Consider the following 17,171-nt stretch of genomic DNA (forward strand, 5'->3'; position numbering starts at 1 on the left):
TCAATTGTGTGGGAGATGGAGTGTGAAGGCAGCTCGTGCGTCTCGATACCATATGTCAACCTCCTCTTAAATCACATTAAGGCTAACAAAGGCAGGTGACACCATAAATACCACTGGTGTAAATAGCTCCAATCGTATCTATCAGGCCGAAGGGCAGTAGAAAGCTGAGTGATCTAATGGCACTGCCCTTAGCTCTGCCAACCTAGGGCTCCCATTTCAGCCGATTCGGCCGCCGACTCACCCTTTCCGCCATCAACGATTTCCAGACTAACGAATACCAAACTATCACTTCTCTCAAAATACTCATTACTGAAAAAAGCCCCCCAGCCAATGGCTGGGGGCTTTTTAGGAAAGTTGCGTCGAATAATATCGGTGGGGTTAGCGAGAGGCAACTAATGGTTGAGTGCCATTGGCATCCACCAGATGCTTGAGGCTAACATGATTCATTCCATCCAAATCTACTTGACGAAGGCGGTAATAAGCAGCCGCCTGCAACGGAGCCTTATCCAAAAAGGCATGACTGCGCGTTGTAACTGCCATTGCATCTCCTTCTACTCGACCAATAACCTTATAATGGATGTCATCTGCACTACGCTCAACTTCAAAATAAGCGCACCCCAGTTCAGTTGCCGTCTCCCACTTCACTTCAATGCCATCCTCAGCGGGTTGCACCTGAAGGCGTGTTAAGTCAATCGGCGATGCCGTCATAGCGTTGTTTGCGCTCAGCGAAGGGGTACGTTCTCGGCCACCCACACAAGAGGTGAACCCAAGTATCAGCAAGCCACAAAAAGCCAATAGGCTAGCCCGGGAAAAGTTATATGAATCCGTAGCTGTTGTGGTATAAAAGGCAGTCATTTGAAGAGACAAAAGAAGTTTGCTTACTGTGCTTATTACAATAATATACAATCATTAGACCTATACATAGTGTTTTAGCTTAAAATTATTATAAAAACATAAAAATCAATTCCAATCTAGTATAAGTTCAATTCCACTTACTTAATGGGGAGAAATAGTTGGCCTTTTCTTTTGGGTCCATTCAGTCTAAGCTGTCATATAATCCATTGCTATAGTAAGCAAAACGATTCCCCTACGATGGGTTTATCAAGTTATCAAGCAAGTAAAGGCTCAGTTATAAAATATTTTCAATAGCGCAATCCGATGTTGTATAACCACCGTATCTGGGAAAAATTTATTTCCACATGTTTTAAACATTTTTTCAACTACCGGCTTAGTAGGCTTTCTAACTATTCTAAGCTCATCTAATTGTTATTTAGCACACACATACGTTAGCATGCATAACTTTATAATCATATTTTTAATTATTAATTTTATAATATTTGATTGTTGTCTTTTAGAACAAATTTGATAATAGATGGTTCCAGATGCTTCCACAAATCCTCTTTATCGATATAGGGAAAGCTTACTTTATCTTTATCAGCACATCCTCAAAAATCCATTGGCATAATTATAACTAAAATAAGTTTTAGTTATAGCCATATCAAATATTGCAACAGTACTTTCCATTTAAATAAGACAACAGCGAATACTTGATTCAAATTACGTACTTAGTGTTTGAGTTTAACAATGAATCCTATAATTCAAACTCATAATTAGAGTTTGAATTATAGTAATTTAAATAACTTTCATTGACAGCAATTTTGGATACAATTAATACTTACAGTCTACAAAATCTATTATGACCTCTACCCACATAGCCATCATCACAGTTAATATAATTTTAATACAAAGTACTGAAAATCAGTATTTAACGCAGATAAATACTGATTTTCAGCATTGAATATTGGCACGGTTATAGTTCAGCTTGCGTCAAATATCTCCTCAGATTAGCACTTGGGTTTTATAATATAAAAGCTTGGTGTAATTGAATTGTGTGAGCAATTTTTTTCTTTAAAACCCAATGCATTTTGCTTTTTAGAGACTAAATAAAGTGCAGATTTCTAAAATATAAAAACATTAAATCAAGTCGTTTTAACATTAATCTCGATTTATTTGACATATTCAAGAATACAGTTTAGCAAATAATACAGCAAACCTCCTTCTTTTTGAAAGTTATACATTTCCCAGTTTACTGAATTCTATTACCCGTTTCTCCGCTCTGAGCTTTTTGCTCGACCCGTCCTCATTGCTTCCACCAACAACAGATTCTATTGCACACCTTTATGCGCCGGTATTCCCTTTACTTGCTTCTTCTATTAACGACTAGTTGTGCCTACGACAGCGTGGAGAAGCTAGCCACCGACCCGCAGCCCTGCACGCCGCCGGACTTGGTAACGTATACACAGCATATTTCCCCGCTCCTAACCAAGAACTGTCGCACGTGCCACAATGCAGCCATTCTGACGGGAGGAGTAAACCTGGAAGATTTTGCGGAAATCAAACGACGGGCTGATACAGGCCAGCTAGTGGGGGTGGTGAGTCACGCGCCGGGTTATGCCCAAATGCCAAAAGATGGGGCCAAGCTCTCCGACTGTGATATCGCACTCCTCAAAGCATGGGTAACGGCCGGAGCTCCAAATAATTAAGCTCTTGCTCGCCGCTCTGCTGTATGAAGAACCTCACCTGGTGGTCTTTGTTGATCGTCATGCTTTGCGTGGCGCCCGACACCTGGGCCCAAAAATACATGACCCGCACGGGTACCGTTACCTTTTACTCGACTAGTATCATTGAAGACATTGAGGCCCGTACCGAACAGGTATCGGCCGTGGTAGATGTGCAGAGCAGCCAGTTGGCCTTCGCCATCCCCATCAAGTCCTTCCAGTTTAAGCGCACGCTGATGCAGGAGCACTTCAATGAGAACTATATGGAGTCGGAGCGCTTTCCCAAGGCGACCTTTTCGGGCCGGGTAGTTGATTTACACCCCGACGCCCTGTTCAAAGGCGGCTCGCAACGCGTGAACGTGGAGGGCGACCTCACGATTCATGGGGTGACGAAACGCATTACCGTGCCGGGTGCCCTGGAGATGTCGCGCGGCACCCTCCTCGTGCACGCCTACTTCAACGTGGCTCCCGCCGATTATGGCATTGAGGTGCCCTTGCTGGTGCGCGAGAACATTGCCAAGACGGTCGGCATCCGCGTGTCCTTATCCTGCGACCCCGTTTCGCAGCTGACTTTATCCAAATAATCCGCCTCTACCACCCTTTTATATGCAACACACGTACTCCCTAAGCCGCCGGCTAGCAGGTTTCTTGGTAGGCTTGACCCTTTTCGCCGCGGCTCCTGCGTGGGCTCAAGGCGACCTACTTGGGCAATTGGAAGAACAAGCTCCTACCGCCCAAACTCCTGGCTACGTAGATGCTACCTTCAAAAGCACCCGCCTCATTAATGGGCACACGGTACAAACACCGGGGCAGGGTACGATGATCTTTCTGATCTCTCACCGCTTCGGAACCCTCAACAGCGGCGCGTACAACTTCTTTGGCCTTGACCAGGCAACGACTCGCCTAGGCTTAGAGTACGGGATTACGGACTTACTCACCGTCGGCATTGGCCGTAGCTCGCTGGAGAAGGCATTTGATGGTTTTATCAAGTACAAAGCTATTCGGCAGCGCACTGGGGCGGGCGGTTCGCCGGTCAGCGTGACCATGTTTGGCAGCACGGCGGTCAATACGCTGCGCTACAGTGGCGATGCGTTTGACCGCACCTTCACTCGTCGTTCTACTTACACGGCTCAGGCGTTGGTGGCCCGTAAGTTTAGCCCATCGCTTTCCTTGCAGTTTATGCCCACGATGGTGCACAACAACTTAGTGGCTACGGAGCAGGACCCAAATGACGTGTATGCTCTGGGCTTTGCCGGCCGGCAGAAGCTGACCAAACGCACGTCGCTGAATGCGGAGTACTACTACCTGCTTCCCGATTCTAAGCCAACTGGGGTACGCAATGCCCTAGCGCTAGGCGTCGATTTGGAAACAGGCGGACACGTCTTCCAACTGCACGTCACGAACGCGCAAGGCTTGATTGAGAAGTCGTTTGTGCAGCAGACGCGCGGCAATTTCTTCGATGGCGATATCTATTTCGGCTTTATCGTCAATCGCAATTTCACGGTGCGTCCCAAAGCAGGATTTCGCAAATAAGCCCCCATAGGCTTCCTACCTGACATTATTTCCACTAAACCTTCAACCCATTTTCCATCCCTTACCCTTCCCCCATGTTCAAAAAAATTACCCTCGCTGCCCTGTTGTTCGCTGGCCTGACGACGTTCACTGCGTGCGAGAAAGACGACAACACCCCTTCCAACATCGTTAACCTGACCACCAAGCTGGATGGCAAGCAAGAAGTGCCCGCCAACGCCGCTACCGGCACGGGCACGTTTACTGGCTCTTACAACAAGGATACAAAAGTGCTGACCTACGAGGTGACCTACCAGGGCATGACGGCCACCCCTACCATGGGCCACATTCACTTGGGTGCAGCGGGTACCAACGGCAATGCGGTGGTGCCGTTCACCATCACGCCTTCGCCCATCAAAGGCACGGCTACGCTGTCGGAGAGCACGGAAGCGGCCCTACTAGCTGGTGGCACGTACGCCAACCTCCACAGCTCGCAATACACTGGCGGTGAGCTACGCGGCCAGATTACGGTGAAGTAACAACTTCGCTAGTAGCTGACTTTTGCCTTAGTCTACATTAAAAAAGCCCTTTGCTGGACATTCAGCAAAGGGCTTTTTTCTGTGCCTTGCCCTACCATCTCCGGGCCTCTCGCAAAAGCTTTACCTTGGGCACTAAACTACTTCCGCGCAAGCTGAGCGAAGGACTGGGGGGCTTTTTATGACTAAGTAATGCTGGTACTATGCCCGAAGGAGCCAACCGGCATTGCACTGTGTTTTGCCGTTACAGAGGCTTTAGGAGTAGTCTACTTCGTAAACAAGCGCAGCACGGCGCGTCCCGACTCGCGGATTCGACTCGGCTGATTGCCTACTGGCTCCAGCGCAGGAGTAGCAGAGCTGGGGGGCAAAATTCCGTTTGGCAGGAAGTGAGCATCGCTGGAAAGCGACGCGGGCACCAATTGTAGCGCCAGTTCGCTGTAGGCCGAGCCCGGATCCATCTGCAGCGCGGGCTGAGCAGCAACAAGGGACGGTTCGGCCAAATGCTCGTTCAGAATCATAGTGGCATTAGCTTCCAGCGCGTAGAGCGCCTGCTGACTGGTGGTTTCCGATTTGGCATACTCCACGACGCGCACAAAATAAGCCCGGTTGGGATCCAGGTTTTTAACCATTACGGTATCAGCTTCACCATTGGCTACCACAAAGCTGCCGCCGGCCAAGGCTTGGCCTTTACCAAAACGAGGATTAGCCACGTAGTCGACGCCATCGAGGGGAATGTCATCGACGGGGCTATCCGCTTTCATGAGTACTATGCGGCGGTTGCCGGTGCCATTGGCCCACTTAAGCAGCGTGCTGGTTTTCGTTAAGGAAGTACCCGTAAGCTGGGCAGCATTCTGGTCAGGAACAACCAGGTTATGAGCGGGCCACTCGGTAGCGCCCCGAATGCAGGCCCACCCCAGCCGGTCGAGCTCAGTCCAGAAGGCAGCATCATCACGTCGAGTATTCAGCAGGATAGTCCAGGTATAGCCTTTAGCCGCTCGCACCAAATATGTAGCCGTACCATCGAGGCAGCCGCTGTGCCAACGGTTGCCAGTGTTTACCTGCCATCCTTTCGCATACCGGGCATTCACGGCCGAGGGCTCTACCATCGTGGCAATAGTAGCCGTACTCAGCAAGCCGGGGCGGCCCTTTGCGCCATCTACGGCGGTAAGCAGGCGCGTAAGGTCTCGGGCAGTGAATATCCAGCCGCCGTGAGCATTCATAGCTTCTACGTTGCAGCCGCCGTAGGCTGCCGGCACTACTTCGCCGGTGCCATAGCACGACGATTGCTGGAAATGGCTGTCGTATTCGGCTTCGCGTTCCTGCTTATCTACCAATAAGTTGCGCCCGAGATGAGCTTCGCGTACGCCACTGGGCAGCAGTAGGTGGTCGCGCACCCAGGCTTCGTACGGTTGCAGGGTTACGGCCTCAATTATCTTACCCAGAACCAGGTAGCCAATATTGGAGTAAGCAAACCGTGCTCCGGGCCTGAAGTTCAGACCTTTACTTAGCATGAAGCGCACCAAGGTAGAGTCACCCACGGGATTGGGCACATTCATTACCTGGGCTACATGCTCGGGAAAATCGATAGGGTCGCAGCTAGCGAAACCATCGCAGCTTTTCTCCCGGTCCCAGCCGGCGCTGTGCTCCAGTAGTTGTTGCACCGTGATATCGTAGATGCGGCGGTCATCAATAACTTCTGTGTAGTAAGCATCCGACAGATAGCCCTCCGGCCCAAAGGCTTTATGAGCGAGGTCGAGGCGGCCTTCCTCCACCAGCTTCATAACGGCCATAGCCGTGATGGGCTTCGACAAACTGGCCACACGCATCAGATGGTGGGGTTGTAGCGGAGTGGTGCGGGCCTGATCGGCGTAGCCGAAAGCACGGGCGTACACGAGCTTATCGCTCCGGCTCAGCGCTACCGATGCCCCCAGCACCTCCCACCGCTGCACAAACTGCTCAATAGCGGTATCAAAGTGGGCAAGTTCAGGTACTGGCACTCCCGTTTGGGCACCAGCCTGCAACGAAAGCAGCAGTAAAACGAGCGTGTAGAGTTTCTTCAAAAAGAGGAATAAAAAAGGGTAGCCAACAAGCTCGTTTCTGCTGTAGCGCAGCGCTTCTTGTTACGCCATTTTTATTCCACAATTCCAAGATTAAGCAGTCAATAATTTGATTATTATTATAAATTTTTCATGAACCTAATTCACTTATTTGTTTGAAAACCTGATACTATATATCAAAAGACAGAATAGTTTCTACATAGTTAAATTACATTATTCTATGTTTGTTGAATCACACTCAAAATGCTAGCACCTTCCGATTACTTCTCAGTACCGAAGCCCCCATTTTAAGCGCAATTAGGGGAGATAAAAAAGCCCCCGCACCCTTCTATTCCGTCCGTCGTTTAGCGAGCTAAACAGCGATACTAGCGAGAGGCGCGGGGGGCTTTTTCAGGTCAATTATTCTGTGACCGGGGCCGCTTGTGCTTGGTGCGAAGGAGTGCCGCCGCTAATCAACCGGGGCCAGCCATCACGGTATTCCAGCCGGTCGAGGAGCATAATGCGGCGGGAGTAGCCTTGCTCGGCATCGATGGCGTTGAAAGTGGGCTGGCGGGGGTCGATGGCATGGTAGGCCAGCCAATCCTGCCCGGCAGCATCCGTAATGACGGAGTTGTGGCCGGGGGCGTGCCAGTGCTCGTTGCCTTCCAGCAACATGCTACTGGGGTTGCCGGTGGCCTGAGGCAAGGTCTCGAATGGCCCGGTAGCACTGCGCGAGCGGGCGACCAGTACTCCGTAATGAGCATCGGGACCGCAGCAGTTATTGCCGGAGTAAAACAGGTAGTACCACCCGTCGCGCATCACCACCCACGCGCCTTCGACCAAACGTTGGTAATTGGTGGGCGCCTTATCCGGTATGGGCTGAATCAGGTCGAGGGCAACGCTCTGGGGGGCAAAAGACACGCGGTCGGGGGCCAGCTCCCGCACTTTGATCGGCCCAAAGCCGGAGCCCCAATACAGCAGCCGCTTACCTGTAACGGGGTCGTCGAAGCTCATCGGGTCAATGTTGATAAAGCTTTTTCCGCAGAGTAATGGCTGGCCAATATCCACAAACGGGCCGGCGGGTGCCTCGGCCACTGCCACGGCCAGGCACAGATCCTCCTTGCTAGTACCATTCGGCAACGCTGAAAAATAGAGATAATAGAGGCCGTCGTGCTCGCTCACGTGGGGCGCCCACAGCTTCTGGGTCGAATCGGCCCAGATAGGCTTTTGCGGCAGCGCATCGCCCAGCAGCTCCCACTCAATCAGGTTGTGCGAACGTGCTACCTGAATATTGATAATGAGTTGATTACGCCATTTCGTTTGGGTGCCATAGGCGTAGTAATAGCCGTCAGCCGCTCGGATAATGGTTGGATCAGGAAAGTCTTCATTGAGAATGGGATTGGTATACGTGCTGGGGGGCTTTTTTGCAGACATACAGGCAGTACTTAGATGAAAAGCGTGTGCAGCAGCGCTGTAGCTAAGCAGCTACGCCTAACATAAATACGCTGGTAGCGCGACAGTAGCTATTGTTTCCGGTTGATGGTTTACTGTAAGTAAATAAGGTAGTCATGCTGAGCGGAGCGAAGCATCTCGCGTGCTGACGTTGGATTACTACTCTTAGTAAACACGCGAGATGCTTCGCTCCGCTCGGCATGACGTTTTGTAACAAGTTCAACCTGTCGTTTACGCCATAACCTCAACTCTATTCCGCCTCACTTCGCCTCCCAATCGTACAGGAATACCTACCCTCGCTTTCGCACTATGACCAAATCCGTATTTATTGCCGCTGCCGAGCCTTATAGTGGCAAGTCGCTCGTGTCGTTGGGGCTGATTAATATGCTGCTGCGCAAAACGCCCAAAGTCGGGTACTTCAAGCCCATCATCAACTTTGAGCCCGCCGAAAAAAAGGACGCGCATATCGAAACGATTATCAGCCATTTTGGGCTGCCCATCACCTACGATGGCGCCTACGCTTACACCCGAGCAGCCGCCATGCGCCTCGTGGAGGGCGACACGCAAGGCGATATTATCGACACTATCATCCACAAATTCAAGGCTCTAGAGCAGCAATACGACTTTCTGGTGGTGGAAGGCAGCGACTTTCTGGGGGCAGGAACGGCCTTTGAGTTCGACGCCAATATTTCCATCGCCAAAAACCTGGGGGCGCCCGCCATTCTGGTAATTTCGGGCGAGGGCAAAACCACCGATCAGGTCGTGAACGCGGCCCTGACGGTGCTGCGCAACTTTGAGGCGCGGGAAGTGCCCGTACTGGCCGTTATGGTCAACAAAACGCCCCCCAACGAAGCTGATACCGTGCGCCAGCTGCTGGGGGGGCAATTACCGGCGGGTATCGTCCTGACCGTTATTCCCGAAAATCAGAGCCTGCGTAGTCCCAGCATGAAGGAGATTCAGGAGCAGTTGGGGGGCAAATTATTGCTCGGCGAACACCTCTTGAGCAACCAAGTCGACAATTTCATCACCGGAGCCATGCAGGTGCCCAACTTCCTGCGCCGCATCAAGGAGAACGTGCTCATCGTAACGCCCGGCGACCGCGCCGACATTATTCTGGGCGCTTTGCAGGCCAATGCCTCGGCCAACTTCCCGAAGGTGGCGGGCATCGTGCTCACCGGCGATATCGGCCCTGACGAGTATGTGGTGCGCCTAATGGAAGGTCTCGAAACCGTGATACCTATTCTATCCGTCTCAACGGGTACCTTCCTCACCACCACCCAGATAGGCGCTATTCAGTCGCGTATCTCGCCCGATAACCCGAAGAAGATTGAGCTGGCCATCAGCACCTTCGAGCAGTACGTAGATGTCGCCGCGCTGGAAGAAAAGCTGGCCACGTTCACGGCCGAAGGCATGACGCCACATATGTTCCAGTACCAGCTTATGCAGTGGGCCCGAAGCCAGCGCCGCCATATTGTGCTGCCCGAAGGCAACGACGACCGGATTCTGCGCGCCGCCGCCCGCCTCCAGCAGTTGGATGTCGTGGACCTGACTATTCTCGGCGACCCGGCCACCATCACGGCCGCCGTCAACCGCCTGGGTCTTAGCCTCGACCTCAGTCGCATTCAGTTACTCGACCCCGCTCACGCGCCTCGCTTCGCCGAGTACACTGAAACGCTCTACGAGTTGCGTAAAGCTAAAAACGTAAACCTCGACATGGCCCGCGACATGATGACGGACGTCTCGTACTTCGGTACCATGATGGTGTATCAGGGCCACGCCGACGGCATGGTATCGGGGGCCGTGCACACCACCCAGCACACCATCCGGCCGGCGTTACAGTTTATCAAAACCAAGCCGGGAGTATCAGTTGTGTCGTCGGTGTTCTTTATGTGCCTCCCCGACCGTGTAGCCGTATTCGGCGACTGCGCCGTGAACCCTAACCCTACGGCCGAGCAATTGGCTGAAATTGCCATTTCCTCGGCCGAAAGCAGCCTCCGTTTCGGCATCGAGCCCCGTGTGGCTATGTTGTCTTACTCTTCAGGCACCTCCGGCGAGGGCGCGGAAGTGGAGAAAGTGCGGCGCGCCACACAGCTCGTGCACCAGCTCCGCCCCGATCTGCAAGTGGAAGGCCCCATCCAGTACGACGCCGCCGTCGACCCCATCGTGGGCCGCCAGAAGCTCCCCGACTCCACGGTAGCCGGCCAGGCCAGCGTGCTCATCTTTCCCGACCTGAACACCGGCAACAACACTTATAAAGCCGTACAGCGCGAAACTGGCGCCCTAGCCATCGGCCCAGTATTGCAGGGCCTGAATAAGCCAGTAAACGACTTAAGCCGCGGTTGCACCGTGGAAGACGTAGTGAATACAGTTATCATCACCGCTATTCAGGCACAGGGGTAGTATTTAAAGTAAAGCCATTTCGTGAACGACTTTATGGAGTCACAATAAATAAATAAAATCTTTTTAACCTTTAACTCATCATTTATATTTTTAGCAATAACGAACCTAATTCACAAATTTTTGGAATTTCGCAGATCCATCTATCGAAGTAATTATCAAAGTATCTTTATGAAAGCTTATTGATCCAGAAAATTTTAAATCTGGATAAAAAATCACAATACTGTCACCACGCAGACGATATTTATAGGCAGCAAATTGATCAATATAATAAATACTATCTTTTCTGATCTCAAAAACTGCATTGTTATTAGCACTATCAGTCCAAGAACCTAATATTTTTGAATTGAAATTATCAATTAATTCTTTATCCACAGAATTCATTATCGAATCTCCTTTTTCACTCATTGCATTTTGCCTCGAATCGCAGGCAGATAATACTACTAATGCACAAACTATTTTTAACATCATTGCTTTATTATAATTGATTAATGACTAACAACACCGTGCAATTCCACAAATAAGGCAATTTAAATAAAATGTTTTTCTTTTTAACTATCTACAATAATAATTTAACACAAAACAATATTGCATAATTATATAAATTAAAATTTTAGGTAAAATTATAATTCATATAACAAAGGGGATAATTAATCAATAAAGAAATCATCAATCATATCTCCCAAGTCACTCACGCCTAAGGTGAATTGAATAATAATTATACCGAGGATTATTTTTACTATTGTAGGTATATAGAAGCCAGTTCTTTCCTTGATAAGAACATTTACTGGAGGTAAGTAAAGTAAAGATAGAAAAAGGTAAACAATCCCCGGAACGGGGTGCACCAAAAACAGATTCGCTACGCCAACAGCAAAAACGACCATACCAAACCCCCAACCAATTATACTTGATAGAGTGGCCTTTCCTTGCACTGCATTTTCTTTCATGACGCCTATGTATAGTTTGAAAATCAAGCAAACAGTAAAGCAGAACAGGTCGTCTTCATAACTCTATGTTTCAGCGGAGGCCAATAAGAAGACTAGAAAGAAGCCATCATAAGGTCGATCTTATCGAACAGTTCGCCTACGCCTAAGGATGCCCAGATAATAAAGAAGCCCAGAAGCCATTTTGCTATTCTAGGAATGGCGAATCCTGTTTTTTCCTTGATAAAAGCATTTACCGGAGGAAAAAAGGCAAATGACATCGCAATAATAAAGATTCCAAAACCGGCATCATTACCCCAGAAAGTGTTCACTACACCGATGGCCAAAGCAAGCAGCCCAAATAGCCAACCGATTAAATTCGAAATAGAAGCCGAAGCGTTTGAAGTGTTATCCATGACAATGTTTGAAAAAGTGTGAAAGTTTATTTTGCGAAAACCAGAAACAATCTGTTATGTCGGTTAATAATTACTTATACTAAGCTTAAGGCACTTTTGTGTATTCAAATTGATTCCTGTGGAGCCTTATTGTATTCAGCTAGGCAAGTATCTAGTGGCTGGCAATTTTGATGAATACAATCACAAAATTCATAACATGCTTTAGATTTTTTACTACCCTCGCATTGGCTCCTACAATCTTTCAGAGTATTGCTAGGCATAATTTCACAGCCAGTTGTAAATAGCATGATAAGAACAAATAGTGTAAACAATATTTTCATTACATTATTTTATTTTGGATACTATTTAATATTCTACTTATCAACTTATTAAATCAGATCGTTGGTTGAATGGCAGAATATATTTTAATTTATCGTAGTCCCAGCAAAGCAAATACAAATTAGCTAGTACCATTAGGGGCGCCGTAATCCATGACCCAACGAATCGCACAGCGAACGTTAGGATACAGATGTTTAAAATAATAGGAAAATAAAGTACAGCGCCAAGGGTTGCTGTGCGCGGAATTAGCAGCAAGCAGGCAGCCGTTACCTGTACCACCCCCACAAAAGTGTAGTAGAACCCTGTCCGATGAAAAGCTTCTAAATAATGGCCCATTGGGTGACAAACGGACAAATCGGTGAACCGCTCCCCAACAATTTTAACGTAGCCAGAAGGCAGAAAACCCATGGCTAAAACTATGCGGGTGAAAACAGTAAAATCACGGAGCCATTTTATTTGCCTTACCCTAGCATGAACTCGGTCAAGTGTGGAAGAAATACTCATGCTTTATTACTTCTGGATAGTTGGCCGAACACAGAGTTTGTGGCTGTGATGTTTTCTCCTATTCAATGCTTGCGTTTTTACTCTCGCTCGACAGACGGAGCCATCAGGCGCGCAGTAGTCTTGTAGATAGACAACGTACGCTCCTGCTGGTGCCGGTCAGGCTGACTATAGGTGTACTTACCCCGAGTATCGTCTATAATTGATTGCTTATATCGAATAGTGAATCAAAAGTACTTTGTTTTTCAAAGTTATCAAATAAAAACGCGTGTTTATTTTTTACTAGCAATACATTCGTTACTGTCAAGGCTTTAGCATTTTCAATTGGTAACTATTGACACCTCAGGCTCTTTTTGGTCAATAGCTCAGGTTTGAGTTGAGCAGATACTTTAACAGCGTGAGTATGGGGGGCGTGAAGTCTAGCAACACCACTTCAGGTAAACTAGAAGTGGGGGACGGTACGTAAGCGACTTCTATGTACTTATTCGTCATTAATTCCGGCAGCAGCTCTATTAAGTATCAACTCTTCCGCTGGCCCGCCGAGCAGCCCGTGTGCAGCGGTCTGGTGGAGCGTATTGGCCTGCCCGATGCTACCATCACCCACAACGTATTCACCAGCGAGGCCGAGCCCGTTATCCAGCGCAGCCAGCCCCTCCCCGACCACGAGGCCGGGCTGCGGGAAGTAGTGGGCCTGCTTACCGACCCGGCGCAAGGCGTACTCCGCGACCCGCAGCAGATTGAAGTGGTTGGGCATCGGGTGGTGCACGGGGGCGAAGCATTTGCCGCCACAGCGCTCATTACCCCGGCGGTAAAAGCGGAAATAAAGCGGCTATTTTCTTTGGCTCCCTTACATAATCCGGCTAATTATCTGGGTATTGAGGTGGCCGAAAACCTGTTTCCCCAGGCCCGTCAGGTCGCGGTATTTGATACGGCTTTTCACCAAACTTTGCCCCCCAAAGCCTTTCGTTACGCCCTGCCCACTTCGTTCTACACCGAGTTCGGCATACGGGCGTATGGTTTTCACGGCACCAGCCATCAGTATGTAGCCGCACAGGCAGCTCTTTATATAGGAAATTCGGCAGCCAAACTCATCACCATTCACCTGGGCAATGGCTGTAGCATGGCAGCCGTACTGGGGGGCAAATGCTTGGATACCAGCATGGGTTTTGGGCCGCTCAGTGGCTTGGTAATGGGCACGCGCTCCGGCGACCTTGATGCGTCGGTTATTTTTCACCTGATACAGGAGCGCGGCTATGAACCGGCTCAGGTGCAAAGCCTGCTCAACAAAAGCAGTGGGATGCTAGGCCTCACCGGCTTCAGCGATATGCGCGATATTACCAAGTCTCTGCTGGCCGGCGACCCCGCCGCCGCCCTGGCTTACGATCTTTATGCCTACCGTATCCAGAAATATATCGGGGCCTATGCTGCTGTGCTCAATGGCCTCGATGCGGTAGTATTTACGGCCGGCGTGGGCGAAAACGATGCCCGTATTCGGACCTTGGTATGCCGAAACCTGGAGTTTCTGGGCCTGCACCTCGACGACGCCCGCAATGAGAAGCGCGCGAAGGGGCTGCGCGAAATAAATAAGGCAGAAGCGCGGGTGAAGATTCTGGTGGTGCCTACTAATGAGGAACTGGCCATTGCCCGGCAGTGCGCCGAGTTGCTAACGACTTAACGCTCTTACTTACTGAAGGCGCAAGCTGCCCTGAGAACTATACAAGCCAAAAACGCGGCCGAAAGCTATTTCGGCCGCGTTTTTGGCTTGTGTCAAGCTGGTATTCTAACGCCCAAAATCATCTTGCACGCGCACGATATCGTCCTCATCGGAGGGCTGGGTGGCGTCTGTGTGCTGCCAGATTTCGGCCAGCACTCCCCAGTCTTCGAGCCCGACTAATCGATGACGCTCGCCTTGCTTTAAGGTAATCAACTGACCAACGGCATACGTTTTTAGCTCGCCTTCCTCATCGGTGGCGCTTGTCACTACACCTACAGGACCCTGCAGCACTTTCCAAACTTCGGCGCGGCGGTGGTGATACTGCCACGACAGCCGCTTCTGGGGCGCTACAATCAGAATTTTAGGACTCAGCTTGCCCGAAATGCGCAGGTCTTCCACGGCCTTCCCATCAAAATATGCATCGGCAAAGGCCTGGGCTTGGGCTTCATCAATGACAAAAAAGCCCCCCCATGGGCGCGATTGGTCTTGCTTGTCGATTGAAAACCCCTGCTCCTTAAGCTTTTGCTCGGTTTGTTGAAAAAGGATCTGCTTTTGAGAATCTGTATGCATTAGAAAAACATGTGAGTGACAAGAATATCGAACGTATCCATGGTCTCAAATAATATACCGCTTACGCTACACGAGTTGCTCACGCACTCTTGTGAGCAGCAATGCGCGTTAAGCCTGCTGCCCGTTGGACTGTGAGGCCATATTCAGCGGCAGATCAATGTAAAAGGTACTGCCTTTGCCTTCTTCGCTTTCAAACCAGATACGGCCCCGGTGCAGCCCCACGATGGTTTTAATAATCGACATCCCCAGGCCGGTAGTCTTTTCGCCGCGCAGACCGGGCCGACGGGCTTTGGTAAAACGATCGAACAAGCCCGCTTGCTGGGCCTGCGGAATGCCGATGCCGTCGTCGGCCACGGTGAAGCGCACGGTGCTGGGCTCCTGCGCTATTGTGAGAGTGATATGCCCGCCGTCGGGCGTAAACTTGAGGGCATTCGACACCAGGTTATTGAGCACCTGCATAAACTTATTCACGTCCAGATTGACGTAAACCGGCTCCTGGGGGGCAATTAGTGTGAAGTTTTTTGCTACTACCGATTCCGACTGCTTATAGCTCTCCATCATCTGCTGCATGCGCTCCACCATGTCCACCCGCTCCAGCTTGAGCTCCACATTGGCCGAATCCAGAAACTCCTGATCGACGAAGTCGCGGATAAGGTCGACGCTTTCCTTGCAAGTGGTCTGCATGATGCGGATCATCTCGTTAAGGTTCTCGTTCCGCAATGACCCAACCTGCTCGCCCATGTATTCGGCTAGCTGTTGCAGCATAATAAATGGGCCGGCCAGATCGTGCGAGAGAATTTCGAGGGTAGCGTTTTTCTTGGCGTTGAACTTATCAACGTTGGCCATATACTCTTTCTGGCCGGTAATCACGTCTAAAAAGCCCCCCAGCAAGTGTTGTTCGGTTCCGGTTTGCTGGTGGTGGGGCTTCAATTGCAGCCATTGCTCTGTGCCATCGGGAGCGAGAAGGCGAAATTCGATTTCCTTTTCTTCCAGCCGACCCCGCTGCCAGCGCCGCCAGCAATTAGCCAAGTAAGGGCGGTCGTCGGGATGCAGGCGGTCAATGAGCTGGGGTAACTCTTCATTTACCCGCGCACGATTTCCGCCTAGGAGCCGCTCGTAAGCAGCATTTACGAATGTCACTTGATTCGTCGCCGGGTCATACACAAAAAAAACCTGGTGGATATTCTCCACGAAGTCATGAAAAAACGGTACCGGATTGAGCATGGAAATGTAGCGGAAGTAGGACGAACGACTAAACTATACGATGACGACGTCTTTAGTTATTGTCGGGCTTGGCAGAGGTGGATGAATGTATCAGGAGAAAAAGGCCTAAGTAGTCAAAAATACAACCCTAGCCTGATAAGCAAAGGGCGCATAGGGCGAGGCTAGCTCACCAATATCCCTGGGGCCGAAGGTATGAAACTAGTTGTGAGCAGCACTCTATAATTTAATCATTCTTATATGAGATTTACCTTTTTTAAGAACCAAGTATTGACTTACCTATCTGAGTTTACTATATTCAACTCGTTATATAATACAAATACCCGCGCCACTCTCTATCACCTTTTGCTACCCCATTTCATTTTTATACATGGATTGACTTAGCAAATTACATGACTATACCCGCAGGGGATGTGCTAGTTGCTGCCTCACCCACGCTGTATCGCTTGGGCTTGATTGCTATGCTGCGCGAAACATGGCCGGCTCTGCGCATCTGCACCCTCCCCGACCCCGACCAGCTTCTGAAGCTGCTAGCGCAGCAGCGCTTCACCTTGGTTATTGTCGATGCCATGGCGGCCGATTCCGGCTTGTTGCCGCAATTGCTGCACCTGCACGGCGCCCACAACCAGCAGCGGCTAGTGGTACTCACCAGACGACGCCTGCCCACCGCTACCTGTAACCTATTGGCGCAAATGGGCTACACATTACTTCCACGTCGTGCGACGCCTACGGAAGTAATAAAGTGCGTTGGTAGCCTGCTCTATCCCACTGAAGCATTTTGCTGCCCTGCCCGAAAGGCTCGGCGGAGCGCACCGCCCACACCTTTCAGCCGCCGCGAGCTGGAAGTATTACGCCTAGTAATTGCCGACCACTGTAACCAGGAAATAGCCGACCGTCTCTTTCTGAGTGTGCGCACCGTGGAAAGCCACCGCCGAGCCTTGCTGCAAAAAACGGGGGCCAAAACACTGGTTGGCCTGGTAGTACAGGCCATGCGGGAGGGCTGGGTGGCAGCGTAAAATC

At 50.1% G+C, this 17,171-nt stretch carries 16 protein-coding genes; 7 read left to right on the top strand and 9 right to left on the bottom strand.

What is annotated here, in order from left to right; all coding sequences use genetic code 11:
- Positions 1-188: 188 nt before the first annotated feature.
- The gene (locus G7064_RS10900; RefSeq protein WP_166073600.1) at positions 189-392 is read right to left on the bottom strand and encodes a hypothetical protein; all 204 of its coding nucleotides are present in this window, start codon (positions 390-392) and stop codon (positions 189-191) included.
- Positions 379-855, bottom strand: a complete 477-nt coding sequence (locus tag G7064_RS10905; protein ID WP_166073601.1) for a hypothetical protein — start codon at positions 853-855, stop codon at positions 379-381. The genes G7064_RS10900 and G7064_RS10905 overlap by 14 nt, the downstream gene beginning before the upstream one ends.
- Positions 856-2,201: 1,346 nt before the next feature.
- Between G7064_RS10905 and G7064_RS10910 the strand changes: the two genes are divergently transcribed.
- The 4 genes from G7064_RS10910 to G7064_RS10925 all read left to right on the top strand — a co-directional run bounded on the left by G7064_RS10910 (position 2,202) and on the right by G7064_RS10925 (position 4,606).
- The gene (locus tag G7064_RS10910) at positions 2,202-2,543 is read left to right on the top strand and encodes a c-type cytochrome (RefSeq protein WP_133271319.1); all 342 of its coding nucleotides are present in this window, start codon (positions 2,202-2,204) and stop codon (positions 2,541-2,543) included.
- A 23-nt stretch (positions 2,544-2,566) separates the two neighbouring features.
- Entirely contained in the window at positions 2,567-3,142 is a 576-nt protein-coding gene (locus G7064_RS10915; protein WP_166073602.1) for a YceI family protein, read from the top strand.
- A 22-nt stretch (positions 3,143-3,164) separates the two neighbouring features.
- A complete protein-coding gene (locus G7064_RS10920) occupies positions 3,165-4,091 on the top strand; it encodes a DUF5777 family beta-barrel protein (protein ID WP_240935449.1) in 927 nt (308 codons plus the stop codon).
- A 74-nt stretch (positions 4,092-4,165) separates the two neighbouring features.
- Positions 4,166-4,606: a CHRD domain-containing protein gene (locus G7064_RS10925; protein ID WP_133271317.1), complete on the top strand. Its 441-nt coding sequence runs from the start codon at positions 4,166-4,168 to the stop codon at positions 4,604-4,606.
- 263 nt (positions 4,607-4,869) lie between these two features.
- Here the strand turns inward: G7064_RS10925 and G7064_RS10930 are convergent, their stop codons facing one another.
- Complete coding sequence (locus G7064_RS10930; protein WP_166073603.1) at positions 4,870-6,663, bottom strand: serine hydrolase domain-containing protein; 1,794 nt, start codon at positions 6,661-6,663, stop codon at positions 4,870-4,872.
- A 396-nt stretch (positions 6,664-7,059) separates the two neighbouring features.
- Positions 7,060-8,073: a glycoside hydrolase family 43 protein gene (locus G7064_RS10935; RefSeq protein ID WP_166073604.1), complete on the bottom strand. Its 1,014-nt coding sequence runs from the start codon at positions 8,071-8,073 to the stop codon at positions 7,060-7,062.
- Positions 8,074-8,400: 327 nt separating this feature from the next.
- Here G7064_RS10935 and pta point away from each other — a divergent pair, with 327 nt between their 5' ends.
- Complete coding sequence (gene pta, locus G7064_RS10940) at positions 8,401-10,491, top strand: phosphate acetyltransferase (protein WP_166073605.1); 2,091 nt, start codon at positions 8,401-8,403, stop codon at positions 10,489-10,491.
- A gap of 105 nt (positions 10,492-10,596) precedes the next feature.
- Here pta and G7064_RS10945 read toward each other — a convergent pair whose 3' ends face one another.
- From G7064_RS10945 to G7064_RS10955, 3 genes are all read right to left on the bottom strand, one after another.
- Positions 10,597-10,959 carry a hypothetical protein gene (locus G7064_RS10945; RefSeq protein ID WP_166073606.1) on the bottom strand — a complete coding sequence of 121 codons (363 nt, stop codon included), beginning with the start codon at positions 10,957-10,959 and terminating at the stop codon, positions 10,597-10,599.
- Between the two features lie 179 nt (positions 10,960-11,138).
- Positions 11,139-11,435, bottom strand: a complete 297-nt coding sequence (locus tag G7064_RS10950; RefSeq protein ID WP_166073607.1) for a hypothetical protein — start codon at positions 11,433-11,435, stop codon at positions 11,139-11,141.
- 92 nt (positions 11,436-11,527) lie between these two features.
- Positions 11,528-11,827, bottom strand: coding sequence for a hypothetical protein (locus tag G7064_RS10955; RefSeq protein ID WP_166073609.1), 300 nt, complete (start codon positions 11,825-11,827; stop codon positions 11,528-11,530).
- Between the two features lie 1,294 nt (positions 11,828-13,121).
- Between G7064_RS10955 and G7064_RS10960 the strand changes: the two genes are divergently transcribed.
- Positions 13,122-14,321 carry an acetate/propionate family kinase gene (locus tag G7064_RS10960; protein ID WP_166073610.1) on the top strand — a complete coding sequence of 400 codons (1,200 nt, stop codon included), beginning with the start codon at positions 13,122-13,124 and terminating at the stop codon, positions 14,319-14,321.
- A 105-nt stretch (positions 14,322-14,426) separates the two neighbouring features.
- On the opposite strand, the gene G7064_RS10965 is transcribed toward G7064_RS10960, so the two are convergent.
- Positions 14,427-14,930: a phosphoheptose isomerase gene (locus tag G7064_RS10965; RefSeq protein ID WP_166073611.1), complete on the bottom strand. Its 504-nt coding sequence runs from the start codon at positions 14,928-14,930 to the stop codon at positions 14,427-14,429.
- A 108-nt stretch (positions 14,931-15,038) separates the two neighbouring features.
- Positions 15,039-16,154: a PAS domain-containing sensor histidine kinase gene (locus tag G7064_RS10970; protein WP_166073612.1), complete on the bottom strand. Its 1,116-nt coding sequence runs from the start codon at positions 16,152-16,154 to the stop codon at positions 15,039-15,041.
- 389 nt (positions 16,155-16,543) lie between these two features.
- Here G7064_RS10970 and G7064_RS10975 point away from each other — a divergent pair, with 389 nt between their 5' ends.
- Entirely contained in the window at positions 16,544-17,167 is a 624-nt protein-coding gene (locus tag G7064_RS10975) for a helix-turn-helix transcriptional regulator (RefSeq protein ID WP_166073613.1), read from the top strand.
- Positions 17,168-17,171 lie beyond the last annotated feature (4 nt).

The sequence above is a fragment of the Hymenobacter sp. HDW8 genome, from assembly GCF_011305775.1.
Taxonomy (GTDB): Bacteria; Bacteroidota; Bacteroidia; order Cytophagales; family Hymenobacteraceae; genus Hymenobacter; species Hymenobacter radiodurans.